The sequence below is a fragment of the Vibrio sp. 1249-1 genome (assembly GCF_033340495.1).
This window is the reverse complement of sequence record NZ_JAWOWJ010000001.1, coordinates 635,126-656,634: the sequence shown is the minus strand read 5'-3', so window position 1 is coordinate 656,634 and position 21,509 is coordinate 635,126. Positions and strand designations below refer to the sequence as shown.

General features: G+C 44.7%; 22 protein-coding genes. 7 read left to right on the top strand and 15 right to left on the bottom strand.

The genetic code is table 11. From position 1 onward, the window contains the following. Positions 1 to 86: 86 nt before the first annotated feature. Positions 87 to 629 (bottom strand): AAA family ATPase, encoded by a 543-nt coding sequence (locus R7Z50_RS02845; protein ID WP_213867683.1) that lies wholly within the window; start codon positions 627 to 629, stop codon positions 87 to 89. 291 nt (positions 630 to 920) lie between these two features. After that, positions 921 to 2,264, bottom strand: a complete 1,344-nt coding sequence (locus R7Z50_RS02840; protein WP_256900072.1) for a magnesium transporter — start codon at positions 2,262 to 2,264, stop codon at positions 921 to 923. A 215-nt stretch (positions 2,265 to 2,479) separates the two neighbouring features. On the opposite strand from R7Z50_RS02840, the gene R7Z50_RS02835 reads away from it, so the two are divergent. Next, positions 2,480 to 3,355, top strand: coding sequence for a universal stress protein (locus tag R7Z50_RS02835; protein WP_213905128.1), 876 nt, complete (start codon positions 2,480 to 2,482; stop codon positions 3,353 to 3,355). A gap of 43 nt (positions 3,356 to 3,398) precedes the next feature. Here the strand turns inward: R7Z50_RS02835 and R7Z50_RS02830 are convergent, their stop codons facing one another. Continuing rightward, positions 3,399 to 3,788, bottom strand: coding sequence for a MazG nucleotide pyrophosphohydrolase domain-containing protein (locus R7Z50_RS02830; protein ID WP_005376487.1), 390 nt, complete (start codon positions 3,786 to 3,788; stop codon positions 3,399 to 3,401). A 26-nt stretch (positions 3,789 to 3,814) separates the two neighbouring features. Further along, on the bottom strand, positions 3,815 to 4,243 hold the full coding sequence (locus tag R7Z50_RS02825; RefSeq protein ID WP_086047438.1) for a PaaI family thioesterase: 429 nt from the start codon (positions 4,241 to 4,243) through the stop codon (positions 3,815 to 3,817). 211 nt (positions 4,244 to 4,454) lie between these two features. Here R7Z50_RS02825 and gloA point away from each other — a divergent pair, with 211 nt between their 5' ends. Both gloA and R7Z50_RS02815 read left to right on the top strand, forming a co-directional pair. After that, positions 4,455 to 4,841: a lactoylglutathione lyase gene (gene gloA / locus R7Z50_RS02820; protein ID WP_318148855.1), complete on the top strand. Its 387-nt coding sequence runs from the start codon at positions 4,455 to 4,457 to the stop codon at positions 4,839 to 4,841. Between the two features lie 11 nt (positions 4,842 to 4,852). Then, a complete protein-coding gene (locus R7Z50_RS02815) occupies positions 4,853 to 5,953 on the top strand; it encodes an alkene reductase (RefSeq protein ID WP_318148854.1) in 1,101 nt (366 codons plus the stop codon). Between the two features lie 117 nt (positions 5,954 to 6,070). On the opposite strand, the gene R7Z50_RS02810 is transcribed toward R7Z50_RS02815, so the two are convergent. Then, complete coding sequence (locus R7Z50_RS02810) at positions 6,071 to 6,346, bottom strand: nitrogenase-stabilizing/protective protein NifW (protein WP_017635333.1); 276 nt, start codon at positions 6,344 to 6,346, stop codon at positions 6,071 to 6,073. A 241-nt stretch (positions 6,347 to 6,587) separates the two neighbouring features. On the opposite strand from R7Z50_RS02810, the gene R7Z50_RS02805 reads away from it, so the two are divergent. Next, on the top strand, positions 6,588 to 8,438 hold the full coding sequence (locus R7Z50_RS02805; RefSeq protein WP_206958813.1) for an acyltransferase family protein: 1,851 nt from the start codon (positions 6,588 to 6,590) through the stop codon (positions 8,436 to 8,438). 79 nt (positions 8,439 to 8,517) lie between these two features. On the opposite strand, the gene R7Z50_RS02800 is transcribed toward R7Z50_RS02805, so the two are convergent. The 4 genes from R7Z50_RS02800 to R7Z50_RS02785 form a co-directional block, all read right to left on the bottom strand. Next, positions 8,518 to 8,988 (bottom strand): RES family NAD+ phosphorylase, encoded by a 471-nt coding sequence (locus R7Z50_RS02800; RefSeq protein WP_005376497.1) that lies wholly within the window; start codon positions 8,986 to 8,988, stop codon positions 8,518 to 8,520. Between the two features lies 1 nt (position 8,989). Then, positions 8,990 to 9,442, bottom strand: a complete 453-nt coding sequence (locus R7Z50_RS02795; RefSeq protein WP_017820987.1) for an antitoxin Xre/MbcA/ParS toxin-binding domain-containing protein — start codon at positions 9,440 to 9,442, stop codon at positions 8,990 to 8,992. A gap of 165 nt (positions 9,443 to 9,607) precedes the next feature. Then, positions 9,608 to 11,782 (bottom strand): catalase/peroxidase HPI, encoded by a 2,175-nt coding sequence (gene katG, locus R7Z50_RS02790; RefSeq protein ID WP_206969579.1) that lies wholly within the window; start codon positions 11,780 to 11,782, stop codon positions 9,608 to 9,610. Between the two features lie 186 nt (positions 11,783 to 11,968). Further along, positions 11,969 to 13,510: a glutamate synthase-related protein gene (locus R7Z50_RS02785; RefSeq protein ID WP_318148853.1), complete on the bottom strand. Its 1,542-nt coding sequence runs from the start codon at positions 13,508 to 13,510 to the stop codon at positions 11,969 to 11,971. Positions 13,511 to 13,666: 156 nt separating this feature from the next. On the opposite strand from R7Z50_RS02785, the gene R7Z50_RS02780 reads away from it, so the two are divergent. Continuing rightward, positions 13,667 to 14,146 (top strand): aminoacyl-tRNA deacylase, encoded by a 480-nt coding sequence (locus tag R7Z50_RS02780; protein WP_005376501.1) that lies wholly within the window; start codon positions 13,667 to 13,669, stop codon positions 14,144 to 14,146. Between the two features lie 175 nt (positions 14,147 to 14,321). Here the strand turns inward: R7Z50_RS02780 and R7Z50_RS02775 are convergent, their stop codons facing one another. The 3 genes from R7Z50_RS02775 to R7Z50_RS02765 all read right to left on the bottom strand — a co-directional run bounded on the left by R7Z50_RS02775 (position 14,322) and on the right by R7Z50_RS02765 (position 16,995). Continuing rightward, entirely contained in the window at positions 14,322 to 15,734 is a 1,413-nt protein-coding gene (locus R7Z50_RS02775; RefSeq protein WP_017820990.1) for a coniferyl aldehyde dehydrogenase, read from the bottom strand. A gap of 125 nt (positions 15,735 to 15,859) precedes the next feature. After that, positions 15,860 to 16,432 (bottom strand): GNAT family N-acetyltransferase, encoded by a 573-nt coding sequence (locus tag R7Z50_RS02770; protein ID WP_025767834.1) that lies wholly within the window; start codon positions 16,430 to 16,432, stop codon positions 15,860 to 15,862. A 104-nt stretch (positions 16,433 to 16,536) separates the two neighbouring features. Beyond that, positions 16,537 to 16,995: an NUDIX hydrolase gene (locus tag R7Z50_RS02765; protein WP_005376504.1), complete on the bottom strand. Its 459-nt coding sequence runs from the start codon at positions 16,993 to 16,995 to the stop codon at positions 16,537 to 16,539. Between the two features lie 168 nt (positions 16,996 to 17,163). Between R7Z50_RS02765 and R7Z50_RS02760 the strand changes: the two genes are divergently transcribed. Further along, entirely contained in the window at positions 17,164 to 18,069 is a 906-nt protein-coding gene (locus R7Z50_RS02760; RefSeq protein WP_005376505.1) for a DMT family transporter, read from the top strand. A 79-nt stretch (positions 18,070 to 18,148) separates the two neighbouring features. Here the strand turns inward: R7Z50_RS02760 and R7Z50_RS02755 are convergent, their stop codons facing one another. Then, positions 18,149 to 18,463: a DMT family transporter gene (locus R7Z50_RS02755; RefSeq protein ID WP_005376506.1), complete on the bottom strand. Its 315-nt coding sequence runs from the start codon at positions 18,461 to 18,463 to the stop codon at positions 18,149 to 18,151. 394 nt (positions 18,464 to 18,857) lie between these two features. Between R7Z50_RS02755 and R7Z50_RS02750 the strand changes: the two genes are divergently transcribed. Beyond that, positions 18,858 to 20,222 (top strand): endonuclease/exonuclease/phosphatase family protein, encoded by a 1,365-nt coding sequence (locus R7Z50_RS02750; protein WP_005376507.1) that lies wholly within the window; start codon positions 18,858 to 18,860, stop codon positions 20,220 to 20,222. A 284-nt stretch (positions 20,223 to 20,506) separates the two neighbouring features. Here R7Z50_RS02750 and R7Z50_RS02745 read toward each other — a convergent pair whose 3' ends face one another. Both R7Z50_RS02745 and R7Z50_RS02740 read right to left on the bottom strand, forming a co-directional pair. Further along, entirely contained in the window at positions 20,507 to 21,040 is a 534-nt protein-coding gene (locus tag R7Z50_RS02745) for a hypothetical protein (RefSeq protein ID WP_005376508.1), read from the bottom strand. After that, complete coding sequence (locus R7Z50_RS02740) at positions 21,034 to 21,420, bottom strand: MAPEG family protein (RefSeq protein WP_206958808.1); 387 nt, start codon at positions 21,418 to 21,420, stop codon at positions 21,034 to 21,036. Before R7Z50_RS02740 ends, R7Z50_RS02745 begins: the two co-directional genes overlap by 7 nt. Between the last annotated feature and the right edge of the window lie 89 nt (positions 21,421 to 21,509).

The window sequence follows — 21,509 nt, the reverse complement described above, 5'->3', positions numbered from 1 at the left end:
ATATTGTTGTCGTGCTCACAATCGCCTTACGCATATTGTTGTCGTGCTCACAATCGCCTTACGCATTTGTTTGCATCAATCATCTTTCAGCCTTGTTCGATAACTGAGCCGAGAATAAACGCTACTCTGTCTTCGACTGATATTTTGGGCACTTCGATCAATTGATAACCAAACTTGTGGTATGCATCGACCATCTGTTGATACGTGGCGACCGCTTCAGAAAAATCTTGCTTTCGCTCTTCGTCGTTGCTGAATATCGACGTCCACGGTGGAAAAATGAACACTTGAGAATGATAACGAAGCATCTGGCAATGCGTGATGAGCTCATGCGAGATTGGAAGTTGTTCCAACTTACTGTAGCCATATACGTCCACAATACTGCGATCAAAAAACACATTCCCTTGGTGGACATTGAAAGCTCGGTAATTGCTCACTTCTGCCTTCATCATTTCGTCTCGAAAAGCTTGTTTGTCATTCCAAGGTAATGCTGAACCGTGATTGGCAACCTGCGTTTGTATTATTTGACGGCCGGTTTCTGGCGCGCAGATAAAGCCTTGTGTTTTTAGTTGTTCGATAACCGAGGTTTTTCCTGCACCGGGACCACCAGTGAATACGATGAGTTTATTCAAAATTGTTTCCTTATTTTTTTGTTTGAGTGAAGTAATGCGTGTACAGCCAAGAAAATTGGCATCATCTGGCGTTTGAAATTGGCATTTGGCACGCCAGCGTTAAGCGAGATCGGTAGTGGGAAATTTGGGGGAATAGAACTGGGCAGTGAAGAGATATACAAAGTAAGAACCGAAACGACGTGTTCATCGGTTATGGAAAACGGAGGAATGCTGAGTGAAGCAAGCTCGCCCAAAATACTGGGTTGGGAAATGGTGCGATTGGTTCTGCTAGTTAACGCGTCAATTGGATATTTATATCAAGAAAATGGCACCTAAGCCTAAGAACGCAAAGAAACCAACGACATCGGTAACGGTCGTCAATACTACCGAGCCAGCCACGGCGGGGTCAATGTTAAACTTTTTCAACGTGAATGGTATCAACGTACCCGATGCCGCGGCCGCCAAACTATTGAGGAAAATGGCACAGCAAATAATAAGCGCCAATGGCAAAGAGTCAAACACCATGTAAACGACACCCGCGATCACCAATCCCATAATTAAACCATTAATGGTGGCGATTTTTAATTCCTTATTCACCAATAGCTTCAAGTTACTTTGGTGCAAGTGGTTTAGTGCGATACCTCGAATGGCCACCGCTAAGGTTTGGCTACCCGCGATGCCGCCCATACTCGCCACAACGGGCATTAAGATCGCAAGCGCAACGACTTGCTCGACCACATTATCAAAAAGCCCAATGATGGCGGAGGCTACGAAAGCGGTCAGCAAGTTAATCACCAACCAAAGTGCTCTTAGCCTTGTCGCCACGCTTAATGGTGTGAACAAATCTTCTTCGCTTCGTACGTTTTCTGCCACTACAGCTTGTAGGCTGAGTTCGCGCAACGTAATCGCAATGGTCGCCATCGACAAGACGCCCATAATTTTGCCACCAGCCATGATAGGAAACCAATGTGCTCCACCATCAATCGAGACTTGTTTGCTGACGCTTTGAATCGTTTGAATATCTTCTAGAATTGGCGTAACTACGGTCAAGTCGGTAAGTTTGATATGATTTTCGTGCAGCAATAGGGTATGCGGCTCTATCGTACCAATCACACCACTCGCATCACGCACAATAATCAACCGCACTGGACTTTGCCCACGTTTTAGCAGCTCGGTTTTGATGCCTCCTACGCTGTTTTTAGGGTTTGCGACCAGAAAGTGAGGCTCGGCATAACGTCCAACTTTGTTGTCTGCATACGACAATGCTTGTTGGATATGCGCGACAGACTCTTCACTTTGATCAATAAGGTATTCATCTACAAATTCGGTCGGTAGAAAGTCCGCAAAGATGATCAGTTCTGAATCCGTTATGTACGCCAAGCGTTCATGTTGTAAGTCTTTATTGAGTGATTGATGAATGTGCTTGGCGGTGTCGTATCGGAGCAAATTTAATACCGTCCAATACTTCTCAGGCGGCACTGCTTCTATGACACGTTTACGGTAAGCAATGTTGACCGATTCCAAAATGTTCGCAATCTGTGCTTCTTGATAGTCTTTCAAAAAGCTCAAGTCTTCGGTCGATTCTATCGCTTTAATGATCTCAGCAAGCAAATGTGGCACTTTGCGGTTAATTTGCAATTGGTTGGAATCTATCATTACTTTTACCTATAGCTTTCACTACCACATTCGCCGCATTGACGATATGTGCTATCCGAAGGCATGAATTCTTGATGTTAAAATTCTAGGCGATAGTTGACTTAATTGCGGAATTTATATTTCGCTCGCAGAAACAAAACGCCTCTGCATCAGTTCATGGTATAGACTTGAATGTGTGTCAGGCTCATTCGCCTTGTTTGATAATGGAGTAATCAATGGCACCTGTATTTTTTCTGACTCAGCAGGCCGCCTTACCAAGTCGTAAGGTGCTTCGTAAAGTGATTCAATTTTCGACAGCGCTGGCTCAGCCTATTGTAGTTTTAGTGGAAGACCATCGCCGAAGTGAAGATCACGCATTCGCTCATTTTCTCAGTTTCAACTCTGACCATATAGAAAAAAGACAAGCTGAGTTTGAAGCTTGGACCTTAAAGTTCAACGCATTAATTGTCGAACTTTGTGAAGAAGAAGAGCTTGAAACACCAAAGCTCTCTTACGAGCATTTCAAAGGGAGCCATTGGGTTGAGCAAGTTGCGAAACGGCTTGTTGACCACACTGACTTACTGCTCGTGGGACACTTTAACAAACACGAGATTCAAACGATGCTCACAGAACTAGCACAACAAGATTGCGACTTGTTGCTACTGAGTGAGCGGTCATGGCCTTCTCACGCCAACATGCTTTGTGCAATCGACCCACTTCATCGAGGGGATGAAAAGTCGATAGTAGATAAAGCCATCGTCTCGCGAGGCTCAAAATTAGAACAAACCTTAAGCGGGAAAATGACGCTCGTTTACTGCCGATACGTCGCACCATACCTCTCTCGCTATCGTGCAGAGATATTAAGCAATCAAAAAGCAGGCATTACAGATTTTATTAGTGCGCAAAAGTTAACGCGAGTTCCATTACTATTACCGGAAGGAAACCCTGAAACGGCGTTACCAAAAGCAGTTAAGCAATCACAAGCAGCGATTTTGATTATGGGGGCATGTAAACGAAGCATGTCATCTCAATTTTGGTCTGGCAGCACTGTAGACACGTTACTTGACCAACCACCTTGTGACCTACTGTTGGTCAACAGCTCCAAGGGCTGACTAGGTATTCCCTATTAACCAACCCTTTCAATACCAAGCGCAGTTATTGGCTCTTTACATCTTCTAACTGCGCGGCTTCATGCTCTGCGTTCAAGGCTTGTTTCTGCTGCTGTTTTATCTCATCCCAACTGCGTCCCGACTCAATCGCAGATACACGCTGATCGTATTTGTTGCAGGCTCTTTCGAGTACTTTCTCAGGATCTATACCCTTTTCTCTTTCCAGCGCTTTTAATACGTTAAGGTAGTTCCACAACACATCGCCTAACTCGTCTTCCAAATGACAAAGGCGATCCTCACGAATCTCTTCGCGGACTTCATCAACTTCTTTGCCAATGGCCTCCAGATAAGTCTCTACGCCTTTAAACCAAGTGTTGGTTTGGTCATATTGAGATTTTCTCGTCGCAATTGCATACAGCTCATCAAATTTCTTCATTGCCTCTCCGTAGAACACGTTTTTATTTATGCCTTTTTAGGACGAATAAACTTCCCTTTAGCCGTCACTCTAACTTCGCTATTGACCCGCAATTGAGCCACCAGTTGATATATACCGCGTCGTTCACCTTCACAGTGTGCAGTAATCGTGACTCGATCATCTAACTGAATAGGTGCATGGTAGCGCACATCCAACTGCGCCGTAAGGGCTTGAATGTCTCTAGATAACAAACAATGCGTCATTGCACCATCGAGAAGCGAACTGGCAATACCACCATGCAACAGGTCTGTGTAACCTTGATGACGCGGTAAAACGTGAAACTCTCCGACAACAGAACCATCGGCTAGGTATTGGTAGTTCACGGCCAAAGAGTTCGGATTCACATTAATTGAAGAACAAACCGTACATTGATGATGAGATTCGTGAGTGTAATGACAATAGCTGTTTGTGGACATGATAGTTACTCGGTTTCTCAAAAGAGTAATTAGCATATGCCAACAATTAAAAAGAAACGGCGAGTAATCTTTGTTTGCATGTTGCAGGGCCAGCAACCTCGCTTTTCATAACACTAAATAATCATTTTAATAATTAACGATAATTTCCAGTTTATTTAGAGTGGCGATATGGTTTGCATAGTGATTACGCAACGTTATGAAAAGGCGACTTATGAAGTTTCTCCACACGATGATCCGTGTAGCTAACCTAGACAAATCTATCGAATTTTATACAAAAGTTCTGGGAATGAGTGTTTTGGATCGTTTTGAAAACCAAGAATACCGTTACTCACTGGTGTTTGTTGGTAACACTGATCAACCAGATAGCGCGACCATCGAGCTAACTTATAACTGGGATACCGACAGTTACGACTTGGGTAACGCATTCGGACACATGGCACTGGGGTCTGAAGATATTTACGCCGCTTGCGAAAAAATTAAAGCGCTTGGTGGCAACGTTACTCGCGAGCCAGGTCCAATGAAAGGCGGAGAAACTCACATCGCGTTCATTAAAGATCCCGATGGTTACCAAATCGAACTCATCCAAACTCAAAAATAACGAGGTTTCCTATGACAGACGCATTATTTCAACCCATTCAACTTGGCTCTCTCTCATTAAAAAACCGTATCGTTATGCCTCCGATGACGCGCTCTCGTGCTTCTCAACCAGGTAATATCGCTAACGATATGATGGCGACCTACTATGCTCAACGTGCTGAAGCGGGCCTAATCGTTGCTGAAGGCACACAAATTTCGCCAATGGGTCAAGGCTATGCATGGACACCAGGCATTTACAGCCCAGAGCAAATTGCTGGCTGGAAAAGGGTAACTAATGCGGTGCACGAGAATGGCGGCACTATCTTCGCGCAATTGTGGCACGTTGGTCGCGTGACTCACCCTGATAACATTGGCGGTGAGCAACCTATTTCTTCTTCTGCGCTAAAAGCAGAAAACGTGAAAGTATTTGTCGATAACGGCACAGACGAACCGGGTTTTGTCGACGTGGTTGAGCCACGTGAAATGACCAAACAAGACATCAAGAACGTTATTGAAGAGTACCGCCAAGCCGCCCTAAACGCGATAGAAGCCGGATTCGATGGTATCGAGCTTCATGCAGCGAATGGCTACTTGGTTAACCAGTTTATCGATTCTGAAGCGAATAACCGCACCGATGAATACGGTGGCTCTATTGAAAACCGTCTGCGTTTTCTTGGTGAAGTGATAGAAGCGATTACGCAAGCTATTGGCGCTGAGCGTGTTGGTGTTCGTCTTGCACCATTCACTTCGTTAAATGGCACCGTTGATAGTACGCCAGTCGAAACCTACACCGCCGCTGCAGCGCTGCTTGATAAACTCAATGTGGTTTACATTCACATTGCAGAAGTAGATTGGGACGACGCGCCAGACACTCCGCACAACTTTAAAACCGCAGTTCGTGAGGCGTACAAAGGTACACTGATTTATGCCGGTCGTTACAACGCTGAAAAGGCGCAACACGCGATCGAAAGTGGTTTAGCTGACATGATTGGCTTTGGCCGTCCGTTTGTTGCAAACCCAGACTTACCAAGCCGCATCAAACATGGCTATCCACTGGCAGAACATGACCCTGCCACATTGTTCGGCGGCGGTGAAAAAGGCTTAGTGGACTACCCTGCGTATCACGCGGGTTAATTCATCTACGTAAAGCTGATTCGCAACTCGCGACAAACCAATAGCTAACCCAAAAGAACCTTGCTCTTCCCCCTGTGACGCCAAGATGCAGGGTTCTTTTTAGGCAAGCCACCAGAATTAACGTCTTTGACAAGATGTACAACCTCGGCACGCAGAGCGCGTCGTTTTACTGAGCAAACGGCGTTGTACTTTACAGTAAGCATTCTTTAAAGCACGACGACCTGAAAACCAATCATCCGGTTTAGTGAGGATTAAGTAGCCGTTAAACCTCTTAACCAACTCGGTTCGGTTGTTTTCGATAAATCGGCTATCAAACTCGATGTCGAAGTAATCCAAAGCCTCTTCGATACAAGTAAAGCTGGCAATTTTTTCCTGAATCGTATTCTCTGTCATCGTTTCTTTAGCGTAATCATTTTCAATGAAGTCTAAGTGCCTCGCGCTTTACGTTCTTTGATTTAGCGCTTCTTAAGATCATTCTTTATGGGGTTTCCATATTGAAATTCAATTTGGGAATTCGTTAACCCACCTAGCATTTTCATTTTGACAATCACTTTAAGGCACTGATTTAAATAAACATTATTTCTGGTTCATATTTTGCTCTACTTCATTAAACGGAATGTTGGAGCAACACGATATGACTTACAGAGCAGAAGTAGACGGATTAAGGGCGATTGCTGTCACGTTGGTGATTTTGTTTCATGCAGGAGTTGAGCAATTCGCTGGTGGCTTTATTGGCGTCGACGTGTTCTTTGTGATCAGCGGCTATTTGATCACTGCCATCGTGATTAACGACTTAGAAAACCAGAAGTTCAGCCTTGGTGATTTTTATGAGCGACGCATTCGTCGCATACTCCCCCTCTTACTGGTGGTGATCGCCGTCAGCTATTTGATGTCTTGGTGGCTATTTTTGCCGCAAGCACACAAAGACGTTGGTCAATTTGCAGTGTCTTCCATTCTCTCTTCATCCAACATTCTTCTGTATTTGAAAGGCCACAATTACTTCGGTTTAGAAGATCAAGCCAACCCGCTGTTCCACACATGGAGCTTGGGCGTTGAAGAACAATACTACATTGTCATTCCTTTGCTACTCATGCTACTCGCTCGTGGCAAAAACGCGTTTTACCTGACTTTTTTTATCACGGTATTTGTGCTGAGTTTGATGACTATTGTCTACGCGAGCAACGATCCTGATTTCGCTTTTTACATGATCTTCTCTCGCGCTTGGGAGCTGGCAACCGGTTCATTACTCGCATTAGTGATGAGAAAAGTCCAAGTTCAATCTAACGATACTCTAGCAACCATTGGCATCGTTTTGATATTGGCTTCCTCGCTTTTGTTTGAAAAATCGCAAGATGGCGCGGGCATTACGCTGCTGGTGCCGGTCATCGGTAGCGCGTTGGTGATTTTGTTTGCCTCTAAAGACAATGTCTGCGGTAGATTACTGAGCCTAAAGTGGGTCGTGTTCGTCGGCTTAATCAGCTACAGCTTATACTTGTGGCACATTCCATTATTTGTCTTTTACCGCTACGTGTTGGACACAACACAAGACATCAATATCCCACTTTACGTTGTCACTCTTTTTGTACTTTCTTACTTCACTTGGCGCTTTATTGAAAAGCCGTTCCGTAGCCGAAAAGCCATGAGCATGCGCACTGTGTCCGCGGTTATTGTGTTGTTGACGTTGCCCTTGCTAACGCTCGGCGTTATCGGTCATCAAAACGGTGGTTTTCCAGAAAGAAGCGCATTTTTCGAGGCTATGCGCGTTAACAACGGTTATGGTTTAGATTGCAACGGCAACACCAACGTTAACGATGTGTGCTCGTCTGCGCCGCAGCCCGCCATCGCTGTGTTAGGCAATAGTCACAGCATGGTTTACGTGAAGCGTCTATCCGAAGTAACACCAACTGGCGTGGTGCAACTTACTCAAGATTCCTGTGCGGTCGGTTATGTCGACATCCTAGAAGCTGCTGGCTCAATTTCTTGCCGACAGTTCTTCAATGAGGCTGTCGATACAATTCTAAGTACCCCTTCCATTCGTCGCGTTGTTATCTCTTCTAATTTCAATAAAGAGCTTTCACAAGCCGATTATGAAGCATCATTAACCAAATTATTGAATGAACTGAAAGGAAAGGAAGTGGTCGTTTTCGGTCCAACCCCTTCTGCACCGTTTGCGGTAGGAGAATGCCTTTGGAAAGCGCGTTTGTTTGGCGAGACAGAAGAGTCTGCCTGCGACTTTTCTCCCAAACAACATCACCCTCAAAACGTGGCGAAGTTAGTTAACTACTTTGAGCAATTTGAGCACGTTGAGTTTGTCGACTTGACCGATGCCATTTGCAGAAATGGCGTATGTCGAATGAGAGTTGGAGCAAACAATGCGATGTATACGGATGACAGCCATTTATCTTACAAAGGTGCTGAGTTGGTGCTTGGGCATTACCTCAACACTACAAATGAAGCGCAACAGTTCACTTACGACCGACAATAACCAAGGAAATAAACTTTTATGCTTCAGCGTTTATCTCAGGTAAGCGCTGAATGCTTTAAAGCAAGACAAAGCTAGGCGTCTATTTGAAAATGCGCGGATCAAACGCGAAATCGAGCTTTTCGGCTTTCTTGATGATCTCTTTCATTTTGGGATGATTTGGATTCACCACGTAGTTTTTATCACGAGGTGAAATCGTTGAAGGCACTTGCAGCGCGGCAAACTCTGGATGAGGATCATTGAGAAACTGATCACCAATGTACTGCGTAGACTCGCTCGCCGGTATTGCTCGCCACGTCACAGGGAGATCTTCTTCATCTAAGGTGGCGATGAGGTATTCTGGCATTTCAATACGATATAAATCGTAAAGTTTGGTGATAGCAGGATCGTTGTTTACGTGAACAAACACTTCCAACGAGCAAAGGGATTCCGATTCAGAGAAGTAGAGGGCTTCGGTTCCTTTTGAGTTCCATCGCCCTCCAAATAACTTTGCGCCAACGGGGCTGAATGGCGTGTCAGCAAATTTCTTTTGTGTGAGACGATAGAGCTTCATATTACGAGAATACCCCGTGCTCTAAACGGCCGATCAAATCTTTTACGATTTCAAAATCCACCGTGGTCGAGACCATATCAAGTGGACGTTTTCCACCTAAGCCATACACATTCTCTCTCATCCATTTTAACGCGCGCTCTTCGTCGTCAAACAGTTCTGTCGCGAGTTTCAATAACATCGCTAATCGATAGATTGCATCACTTTCTTGCGTATTGAAGCGTTCATCGTTTTTTAGACGACGCTTGATCGTGCTAACAGGTATCAATGTGACGTTTTGAAACTCACTCTGAGAAAGCTTCACACGCTCAACAATATTGCGATACACCTTTGGCTCAAAGCCTTTGTGAACCGCATCAGTGCGACCTGTTTCAGCGTCTTCAATACCCAACATAAACCAGAAATTGGCTTTATGAGGTTGTTTCGGTTTGAAGCTTTTTAATGCTGCAGTTGCCATATCAAGCTCCTATGGTTCATATGGTCCAGTTATTATGGTTCAAATGAGCTTAACTTTCAATCAAAGTAACAATCAAAGTAAAAAGATAGGTAAAGAAAAAGGCGAGCTTTTCGCCCGCCTCTCTTACTTATTCATCAACCCATCTACCGACGGGCATCGTTTCACTTATTGCAAGTCAAAACGATCCGCGTTCATGACTTTCGTCCATGCGGCGATGAAGTCATGGATGAATTTTTCCTGATTATCATCTTGCGCATACACTTCCGCATACGAACGCAGGATCGAGTTTGAACCAAAGACAAGATCCACTCGAGTAGCCGTCCACTTCACAGCGTCGGTTTTACGATCACGGATTTCATATTGATTAGCACTCACTGGTTTCCACGTATATGCCATGTCAGTAAGGTTCACGAAGAAATCATTCGACAAAGTGCCGACTCGGTCAGTAAATACGCCCTCTTTTCCACCGCCGTAGTTACTGCCTAGAACGCGCATACCACCGATAAGTACCGTCATTTCTGGCGCCGTAAGCCCCATAAGCTGAGCACGATCTAATAAAAGCTCTTCTGGCTTAACCGCGTAGTCTTTCTTCAACCAATTTCGGAAACCGTCAGCAACAGGCTCAAGTACTTCGAACGATTCCACATCCGTCATCTCTTGGGTGGCATCACCTCGGCCTGGCGCGAATGGTACGGAAACATCATGACCTGCGGCACGCGCAGCCAGTTCAATACCTACGTTCCCAGCAAGCACGATAGCGTCTGCAACACTACAGCCCTCTTCTGCTGCTATTTTTTCTAGCACCGCAAGAATACGTCTTAGACGTTCAGGTTCGTTCCCTTGCCAATCTTTTTGCGGAGCCAAGCGAATTCTCGCACCATTTGCGCCGCCTCGGCGGTCAGAGCCACGGTAAGTACGCGCACTATCCCAAGCCGTGCTTACTAGCTCACTAATGGATAGGCCACTTGCTTCGATTTTTGTTTTCACTAAATCGACATCGTAGTCTGTCTTACCTGCAGGCGTTGGGTCTTGCCAAATAAGATCTTCGCTTGGCACATCAGGGCCGAAATAACATGATTTTGGTCCTAGATCGCGGTGTGTCAACTTAAACCAGGCACGAGCAAAAACGTCATCAAAGTACGCTGGGTCATTTTGGAACTTTTCTGCAATCTTGCGATATTCAGGGTCCATTTTGAGCGCCATATCGGCGTCGGTCATGATTGGATTGTAGCGCTTAGAACCGTCTTCAACATCGACAGGCTTGTCTTGTTCTTCAATGTCGATTGGCTCCCATTGCCATGCGCCGGCTGGGCTCTTTTTCAGTTCCCAGTCATACTTAAATAGTAGGTGGAAGTATCCGTAATCCCATTGTGTAGGGTGTGTTGTCCAAGCACCTTCAATACCACTCGTTACCGCGTCACGGCCAATACCACGTGTTTTGTGATTAATCCAGCCAAGACCTTGCTCATGAACGTCTGCTGCTTCGGGCTCTGGGCCAAGGTTTGCGGCATCACCATTACCATGACACTTACCCACCGTGTGACCACCAGCTGTGAGCGCGACGGTTTCTTCATCGTTCATTGCCATTCGCGCAAAGGTCACTCGCATGTCATGTGCTGTTTTGAGAGGATCTGGGTTACCGTCTACCCCTTCAGGGTTCACATAGATAAGACCCATCATTACCGCAGCAAGCGGGTTTTCTAAATCTCGCTCACCAGAGTAGCGGCTGTTATCAGCGTCACTTGTGGCTAACCATTCTTGCTCAGAGCCCCAGTAAGTGTCTTTTTCTGGGTGCCAAATGTCCTCTCGTCCAAACGCAAAGCCAAAGGTCTTAAAACCCATGGATTCGTACGCCATGTTACCGGCAAGGACAATCAGGTCTGCCCAACTTAGTTTGTTGCCATATTTTTTCTTGATTGGCCATAAAAGGCGTCGAGCCTTATCGAGGTTGGCGTTATCTGGCCAAGAGTTGAGAGGAGCAAAGCGTTGGTTGCCTGTAGCAGCACCGCCACGGCCATCCGCAATACGATAACTGCCCGCTGCATGCCATGCCATTCGGATCATTAAACCACCGTAGTGTCCCCAGTCGGCAGGCCACCAGTCTTGGCTATCAGTCATTAAATCTTTTAAATCTTTTTTAAGTGCTTCGACATCTAGCTTTTTCAGTTCTTCTTTGTAATTAAAGTCCTGACCAAATGGGTTGGTTTTGGAGTCGTGTTGATGCAGGATGTCTAAGTTCAAGGCATTCGGCCACCAATCCATCACCGACTTATCTGTAGATGTTTGCCCACCATGCATAACTGGACATTTACCTACCGAACCGCCGTTTGCTTTGCTCATATAATGCTCCTTCGTGTCGTGGTTGTGGTAACCACTCTTTGTTATTCAATAAATCGAATATCCACCTCAAACAGCGTAGTTCATACACTGTTTTTTTAGTTAACGCCAAGTCAAAATTTCAAACATTTCAGCGAATAAATAATTGTTATCAAACATTTACCTATATGCAGAAAATATGGATAGAGATCAGTTTAAGTCCATACCTGAATACTTAATCCCAGACAGCCTCGCCATGTTGTGATCCCAGGTCGCTAAATCATGATGACTAAATTCATTCAGAGCGTGATGACCACACGCCCTCGCCATGACTTTCATGAGCTCGACCGAGGATTCGAAGAAATTTTTCAGTTGCTGGGATGACTTTTCAACGTCGAGACGCTGCCTCAAATCGGCATTTTGTGTCGCAATGCCTGCTGGGCAATTATTGGTGTTGCAGATGCGAGCCGCGACACAACCGATCGATTGCATCGCACTGTTTGCTATCGCTACTCCGTCTGCTCCAAGTGCCAACGCTTTGACAAAATCCGTAGGAACTCGCAACCCACCGGTGATGATTAATGTGACACAGTCACTTACGCCTTTTTCATCTAAGTACTTACGTGCACGAGCTAATGCAGGGATGGTGGGCACACTAATATGATCACGGAGCATAGTTGGCGCCGCACCCGTGCCACCACCGCGACCATCTAAGATGATGTAATCAGTCCCAGCATCAAGCGCAAACTGAATGTCTTGCTCAATATGGTTGGCACTGAGTTTAAATCCAATTGGAATACCGCCTGTGATGCCACGAACTCTGTCAGCAAACTTTCTGAAATCGTGAGTAGTGTGAAGATCTTTGAACGTTGGTGGTGATATCGCTGGTTGTCCCTCGGGGATGCCTCTCACCTGAGAGATCTTACCTACATTTTTATTTGCAGGCAGATGACCACCCGTGCCCGTTTTTGCTCCTTGCCCACCTTTAAAGTGAAACGCCTGAACATTAAGAAGCTTAGATTCGTCGTAGCCAAATTGAGCACTAGCAAGCTCATAGAAATACCGTGAATTAGCGGCTTGTTCTTCCAGTAACATGCCACCCTCACCAGAGCAAATCCCAGTCCCTGCCAACTCTGCACCTTTTGCTAGTGCAATTTTCGCCTCTTCAGAAAGTGCGCCAAAACTCATGTCCGACACCAACAAAGGAATGGCGAGTCTGAGCGGCTTACGCGCGTTTGGTCCCACAATCAACTCGGTAGACACAGGAACGTCTTCCAACAACGGTTGTGTCGCCATTTGCGCCACCATGATTTGTATAGCATCCCAATGTGGTAGCAAATGCCTAGGAACCCCCATTGCAGCCATCGGACCATGATGACCGAGTTTAGAGAGTCCTTCTCTCGCTAATTGGTGGATAAACTCGAGGGTTGGTTCTTCTTGAGTAGCAGACGCCGTTGGTTTGTCTCTTTTCTCTCGCTTTTGTTCCGGTCCCTCTTTACCGACTTGCTCTGCGGTAAATCGCTTGTGTGTACCATCACAAAAAGGAGCATTGGCGGTATGCTTACATTGGCAGAGATAGGCATCTTCGTCTTTTTCCGCACTAAAGCTCATTGGCTTTAAGCCGGTTCCCGAATGAGACCCATCGCAGTAAGGTTGATTTTTAGAACGCCCACATCGGCAGAAGTAATATTCTTGCCCAGCTTTCAACTCTACTTTGATCGGCTTGTTATCAGCGATGATTGGCTTGCTCATGTTGCCCCCTATTTATTATTGTTAACCATGCTTTCTCGCTGGCTTGCAATAAGCGTAGAACAGGAGCGTAAAGAGCGTCAGTGTAGCCGAGTAAAATGCGCGATTGTCGCCCGACTAACCTATACTTTTTATGGGTCTCATACACGTGGAGGCTATATGACGATTGCAACCCGATTAGATGAATATTTGACTGAGCATAACATTCACTTTCAAACCGTGAATCACAGCCACAGTCATAGCTCGCTACAAAGTGGTGTTGCAGCAGGTGTGCCTTTAATGAATATCGCAAAAGGTGTGATTCTTGAGGATCATGAAGGGCGTCATATGATGGCGGTCTTACCTGCCAACAACAAAATCAGTTTGTCGAGATTAAACGACGAGTTTAACGCCACCTTCCACTTGGTGAAAGAGCGTATGGTTTACCGACTCTTCACCGATTGTGAACACGGCGCTATTCCACCGATTGGTAGTCCTTACCACATGTCGACAGTTTGCGATGAAAGACTAGCAAACTTGGAACATGTCTACCTTGAAGCTGGCGATCATGAAACTCTGATTAAGCTGGACCGAAAGGCGTTTAAAGAACTGATGAACGACTGTAGATATCTAAGATTCAGCAGTGAAGTTCTGCATTAAACTTGCCAAGATCTCTCGACACTTCCTGAACAAGGCTCTATCAACAAGAGCCTTTCTTTGTTTTGTTGGTAGCACGCGATGGAAGTTTCTCGGACTTTGGTGCCCAGCGTTTCAGAGCATATAGAAACAAAAAACCGCCTATTCGGGCGGTTTTTTATCAATCAAATCATAATTATTATCGAACAAAGATCTTTTGGATCGCTTTTATCGCCATAGCCCTACGGCGCATTAATACGCTCGTTCTTGGCAACCATTTCGGTGTGTGAAGAATGGTTTTCGCATGACTAAAAGTTCTGAATCCTTCCTCTCCGTGATAATGCCCAATACCCGATTCACCAACGCCACCAAAAGGCGCATCTTCAGCGCCAACATGTAAAACCGTATCATTAACGCCGACGCCACCACTGTGGGTGTTGCGTACAATATGTTTGATAGTCGATTTGTCGTCCGACATAACATACAGCGCAAGTGGTCTTTGGTGCTGATTAATGTAGTCAATCGCTTCATCAACGGCATTGTAGGGCTTAACAGGTAGAAATGGCCCGAAGATCTCCTCTTGCATGATTCGCATATTCGGCGACACATCCGTGACCAAATGAGGATACAGAAGTCGTTCCTCTTGGGGCGACGCCTCAACAGTGTGAAGGTTAGCACCTTGCGCTTTTGCATCCTCAAGTAGCGCAGTCAAACGATCATATTGTCGTTGGTTGACAATATGGGTCAGCTTTTGATTCTTGTTGGATTTTAAATAGAGCTTTTCAAAACGTTTTAAGAATAGCGAAATGAACTCTTCGACACGTTCTTGCGGTACAAATGCGTAGTCAGGCGCGACACAAATCTGGCCTGCATTAATGCATTTACCAAACAAGATAGCATCAACGGCTTTCTTCATGTCTGCATCTTTTGCAATGATCACCGGGGACTTTCCACCCAACTCTAACGTCACCGGGGTAAGGTTTTCCGCTGCCGCTTTTGCCACTGCGCGACCAACACTCGTAGAACCCGTGAACAAAAGGTGATCGAATGGCAGTTGGCTGAATGCTTGTGCGACGTCTGCTTCACCCTCAAAAACTTCGACATACTCAGACAACCCACGGCAAATATCGACGATGACTTTATTGGTTTTTGGCGTAAATTCGCTGAGCTTCATCATCACGCGGTTGCCAGCAGCCAATGCTGTCACTAAAGGCGCAAGGCTCAAAATCACAGGAAAGTTCCACGGTGAAATGATCCCGACGACACCTAACGGTTGATACTGAACGGTGACTTTAGAAGGTGCGAGCAATAAGCCGGATTCGCGCTTGCTGGGTTTGCACCATTTTTTTAGTCGTTTGAGGGTATAATTAATATGCGAGACCGTTGGCAAAACGTCGGTCATAGCGGTATCAAATTCTGAGCGATAGCCAAAATCGTCACTTAACGCTTCAACCAGCGCTTGTTTGTTCTCAAGCAGCGATTTTTTTAACAAAACGAGGCGCTGTTTACGTTCATCTAAACTAGGATAAGGCTCGGCTGCATATGCCGCTTTTAAGCGTTCGAGGCTTTGCTGTAACAAGTTATCTACTTCAACCTCTGTGATTGCGTTCATGATGCTTCTCCTAGCCTAGTTTCTACCAATGACGCCCCAAGTTAACACGAGCGCAACAATGTTACTATTGTAGCGCTCGTGAAGTTAGAGTTCGAACTCTGATTAAAATATCTCTAGGGTGGATACTACGTCAAACGTAGTTCATAAATGCCTAGTCGTTGAGAGCGGTCAAGCATATCGAACTCATGATCAACGTATTCTTTTAATGTGGCGCCTGCACGCTCAGCAATATTGATGCTAGCGATGTTATCTTCCATACAATGGAACTGAATGAATTGTGCGTGCCCTTTCTTCTTCAAGAAAGGGATCAATACTGCGAGTACTTGATCAATCACACGATGGCCTCGCCCATTGTTAGCAAGCCAGTAGCCAATTTCAGTAACACGTGTATGTGAATCCACACCTTTAATGCCAATAACACCCGTAAGCTGCTCATCAAAATAAATTGCACACCAGTGGGAATCAAGCGCGTTACTGTTCACTCGCTGGGAAATGTAGTTCACGGCCTCTCGATGATTCGTGACAGAATCCGTCCAAGGTAGATAGCCCTCAAGGCTCTCTCGGTGAGTGTTCACAACCTCTAGTAAAGCGGACGCGTGTTTCGTGTTGAGGGGCTCAATTGAGACCCTTTGCGAGACGGAAAAACGCTTCTGTAAGTGATTTCCTTGATACGTCTCTTGGCATGTAACTTCATCCATAGATGTTATTCCTTTTTATTGTGAACGCTCAGCGCAAATCCTAACGCTTCATTTTATGAGAACAAACCTCTCTATAAAAACTAATCAAAGCCGTTGCCGTTCATTTAGCCCTTTTGATCGATCAGCGTAAATGGCGTTAGTGATGCCACATCTACATAATGCTTCCATACATGTTCATAGAGGTGATGCTGATTGGCAAACGGAGCCAGCTGCTTAGCTTCTTCAAGCGTACACCAGCGATACTCTGTATGCTCTTCGTTAAGAACAACTGATTGGTTAGGCGGACAAAATAGCACAAAACATGGGATAACCATGATACGGTTATTTTTTGCTTCGTAGAACTGCTCTAGAAAGTCTGCTGTATGTAACTCAACTTGGTCAATTAGTGTCTCTTCTTTTAACTCTCTTAAAATGGTTTGCCACCCGGCTTCACCCGCTTCGATACCACCTGCAACATGGCACCAATAGCCACCTTTTACGCGTTTGAGTAACAGCATTTTTTCTATGCCATCAATTTTTGAAATGACAACGCCTGAAACATGCGTTGCTTTTATCGGGATCATGTAAGCTCCTTAAATATCGAGTTTTTATTGTTACGCTGAGAGAGGCAGATTAATTGCTACGTATTTTACTGTTTATTCATCTTGTCGACAGAAGTGTTTGAGTTGAGAGGATTTAATCGCTAACTAAGTATGCTAAAGTGAGATCTGTCGCAACAAATGAGCAGTAAAATGTCCAATTCATTCAACACTATGATTCCCATCGGTGTGCGCTTTATGGTGCTTTCCGCGTTCGGCTTTGCTCTGATGTCGGCTACAGTAAAGCACGTCGGCAACTACGGTATCCCCGTTTTTGAAATCGTTGCAGCAAGAGCGCTCGTTTCACTTATCATTAGTTATTTCGATGTAAAGCGAAAACGAATTTCTGTATGGGGCAATAATAAGCCATTACTATTTGCACGCGGTGCTGTGGGTACGATGGCTCTGATGTGTGTATATTATTCAGTGACCACCTTACCTTTGGCAGAAGCGACGATATTCCAATATATTCATCCGGTATTTACTGCACTACTCGCCGTATTTTTCTTGAAAGAGCGCATCCAGCCGTCAACTTTCCTTTGTATTGCGTTGTGCTTACTCGGCATCTATATCATGGTAAGCCCAGAAACTGGGCAAGGCTCAGATAGCGCTTTACCAATGTTTAGCGTCATGATTGCGATCTTAGGCGCATTTGGTAGCTCAATTGCCTACGTCATTGTCAGAAAACTGAGTCAGACAGAAGACAGCTCAGTGATCATTTTCTATTTCCCGTTGGTTGCTCTCCCCGCTTCACTCTTACTGATTGGCGACGATTTTGTAATGCCCGATCTATATCTGACTTTCATGTTGGTTCTAGTTGGTGTCTTTACCCAAATTGGACAATTGGGGTTAACCAAAGCGATGCAAACTCAACAAGCGGGTAAAGCCTCCGCTTATTCGTATATCCAGATCGTATTTTCTGTGTTGTTGGGCATCATTTTCTTTGGCGAGGTTCCGATCATTTGGACGTACGTCGGTGGCGGTCTGATTGTTACAGGCGCATTAATTAATGCGTTTGGTCATCACTTACGGTTACCTTTTATTAAGCGCAACGCTTGATATACCTACCCAGAACCGTAAACACGATATTTAGAAAAACAGCCAGAGTGACTCTGGCTGTTTTGTGTTTAGCCTAACGTTAAGCTGATATTTTTAACCCTGCGATACCAGCGACAATCATTAGCAAGCTTAAGGCTTTGATAAGTGTTGCTGGCTCATTGAACAGATAAATACTCACGACTGCCGTGCCTATTGCGCCAATCCCTACCCATACGCCATAAGCAATGCCTAAAGGCAAAGTTCTTAACGCAATGCCAAGCAACCAAAAGCTCAATAACATAAAGACAATAGTGAATGCCGAAGCACCGAATTTGGTAAACCCTTGTGAATATTTAAGACCGACAGCCCATGCGATTTCACACAAGCCCGCAATGAAGAGAATTCCCCAAGCCATGTCACATTTCCCAACGAGATGGGGTCGTCCCCGAGAAAAGATAGAGCGGTGAGGTCGTCCTCACTTCTGATTGACTGCTTATTATATACAGAAATTTAAACATAAAAAATAAAACACGGCGATAAACATACAACTCAAACATCTCATGTACGCTTAAATTCTACGCTTTTCTTTTTAACGGTGGCGGACTCTCTATTTCGCATCAATAACGACACCGTTTTTTAACAATTTACATATAACCTTCTGGTGTTGAAAGTGTTGCATTTATTGCACAAATCACACAAAAACTAATTGAACATGTAAATATGAAAACGTTTGTGTGACTAATATCGCTTAAAACAATGACTGATGACTTTAATATTCAGCCGAATTAATTATAAGGTATGACGTACCCATGAAAGCAATCAAAACCTCTATCGCTATCCTTGTTGGCGCCGCTCTACTATCTGGATGTAATGACGATACTGAATACGTCAATGTTCAGCCTAAAGAAGTAAAAATAGCGACTTACAACCTCTCTTTTGACCGCGCTACCTTCGAAACTTTGGTAGATGAAATGCAAATTGAACCAACGCAGCAAACTGCGTTGGTCACCTCTTATTTAGACGGTTCAATCGCAGCCGAAGACAAAACCACTGCGGAAAAAGTCATTCAAATTCGTAACGTTGCAGCAATCATTCAAAAGAATCGTCCTGATGTTCTTATGATGGCGGAATACAACAACGAGGGAACAGGCGAAAACAAAGCAGCCATTGAAGGATTCCAGAAGAACTACTTGTCTGTCGCGCAAAGCATCAATGGCGCGGGCGGTGAAGCAAACCTTGAGCCTATTGAATACCCTTATGCTGAATCTTACTCAACTAATACAGGGTTGTTGAGTGAGTTTGATCTCGACAACAACGGAACCGCAGGTCAAATGCCAGGTGATGCATGGGGCTTTGGCATGTACCATGGTCAATATGCATTTGCCCTTATGTCTAAGTATAAAATTGACACAGCAAACACACGTACATTCCAAGCATTTAAATGGAAAGATATGGAAGGTGCGAAAATTCCAACCATTACTATCTGCGATGGTTCGCAAAAGATTCCAGACGGCATGAAGTGTGGTGATGAATGGTACTCAGCGGAAGAATGGGATCAAGTGCGTCTATCTTCGAAAAACCACGTTGACGCACCAATCATCATTCCAACTCGCAACGGCGAAGAAGTTGTACACTTGTTGATGTCTCATCCTACTCCACCAGTATTCGACACCGGTAAAAACAAAGCGCAAAACGCAGCAGAAGTGGAGTTTTGGCATCATTACATTCAAGGCAAAGACTATTTTTACGACGATGCGGGTAAAACAGGTGGCTTAACGAACGGCGCTAAATTCGTAATGATGGGTGATCAAAACCTTGATCCAGTGTCTGGTGACGGTATTAGCTCTGTAATGCAAGAGCTGCACAACGATCCATTGGTTAATCAAACCGTGATGAATGGTGAGCTTTACCCAACAAGCTTTGGTGCAGCCGAACACGCTGTTGACCGCAGCTCAACTCACCCATATCCGAATCGCATCACTTCAACGTTTGGCTTAGGGGTAGACTATGCCTTGCCTTCAGCAAATTTGAATGTAATAGACTCTGGTGTGTACTGGTCAGCGTCTTATGAAGAAGGGCGTAAACTATTTAACGATGCACGTATCGGTAAGTATGGTGATGGTAAAGATGTATCTTCTGACCATCGCATGATCTGGATTAAAGCACAGTTCTAGATTGCATAAAAAAAAGCCAACCACAAGGAGTCGTGATTGGCTGTATATATTTGTGAACAAGATGGTTCACTAACAACGTCAGTTGGCTAGGTGACCCTCGGCTTAGAAAGGGTCACTCATACTAAAGCATGAGGCGTGCCAACTTTTCAGCGCACAAAAACAGGTTGTTATTTAATCACTTTCATTAAAACTTAACCAATAGCTACTGTTTGCTCACAGAATAAATTGCAATTTGCAAACTACCATTGGCATTTCGCAATAAACCTGATCTTTAGCTCTTGCTTTTATTGCTTCCTAGCTAAGTCGCGTGCAAGGATTAACGCAAGTCCGAATACTTGCAAGAAGAGTCCGATATTCTTGTACCAAGCGATCTTTTCATCCTGCTTTGCCATTACCTCATTGAGCCCTACATTCTCAATGTAGTAATTATCGATGCGGTCTCTATACGAAGCTTGTGCCTGATTTATCTTTGACATTAGTTGAGGAAGTTGATCAATTTTTATTTCATCCGACTCGTTATGAACCCAAGAAGATAAATGCCCTGCTAATACCTCTTCTAGCTCTAAAGGTATCGCTACGCTATGACTTATGTGCACATGCAGCAGTAAAGCTTCTCTTTTCCTTTCTAGGGTTTCCACACTGTTCCATGCGAGTTGGATGGAATACAAGTTTTCTGCTGTTTGCTCTGCGAGCTGCGAGTGCTGTTTACCCAACTTATCAAGGACTAAGCTAGTAACGATGATCGCGCCAATATTCAGTACTAATCCAATCAGAACGAGTACCCAAGGTGGTGGAATGTAACGTCGCAGACTTACCATAACTTATCGTATGGCAGGTAAATCATATTTAACACAACCAATGAAAGTATCACCAGAAATGTCACCTGCATCCCTCTAATGCGCTTTTTCAAGTCTTTTCTCAATATGCCTTTAGCATGAATAACTCGACCAATTACAAAAATAATACCGGTGAGATGTATCCATGTTGGGTAAGCACTATTGAATTCTAAAAGTGCCATTAAAATTAGGGTGATGGGGATATATTCTGTCGCATTGCTCTGGGCACTACGAGCAATTTGTAGAGCCTCTACCCCACCATCGGCATAAGCAATTTGATTTAAGCGACGTTGCTTAATTACTTGAACAGCCAACCAAATAATGAGTATTGCGAGAATGTTGGCATACAGAGCTGTGATCATATGTCGTCCTTCTTGATCTGGTTTTCACTAATATAAGCGTGTCACTTGGCTATAACTATAGCGGTATCATTATGATAATGCGTCAAATA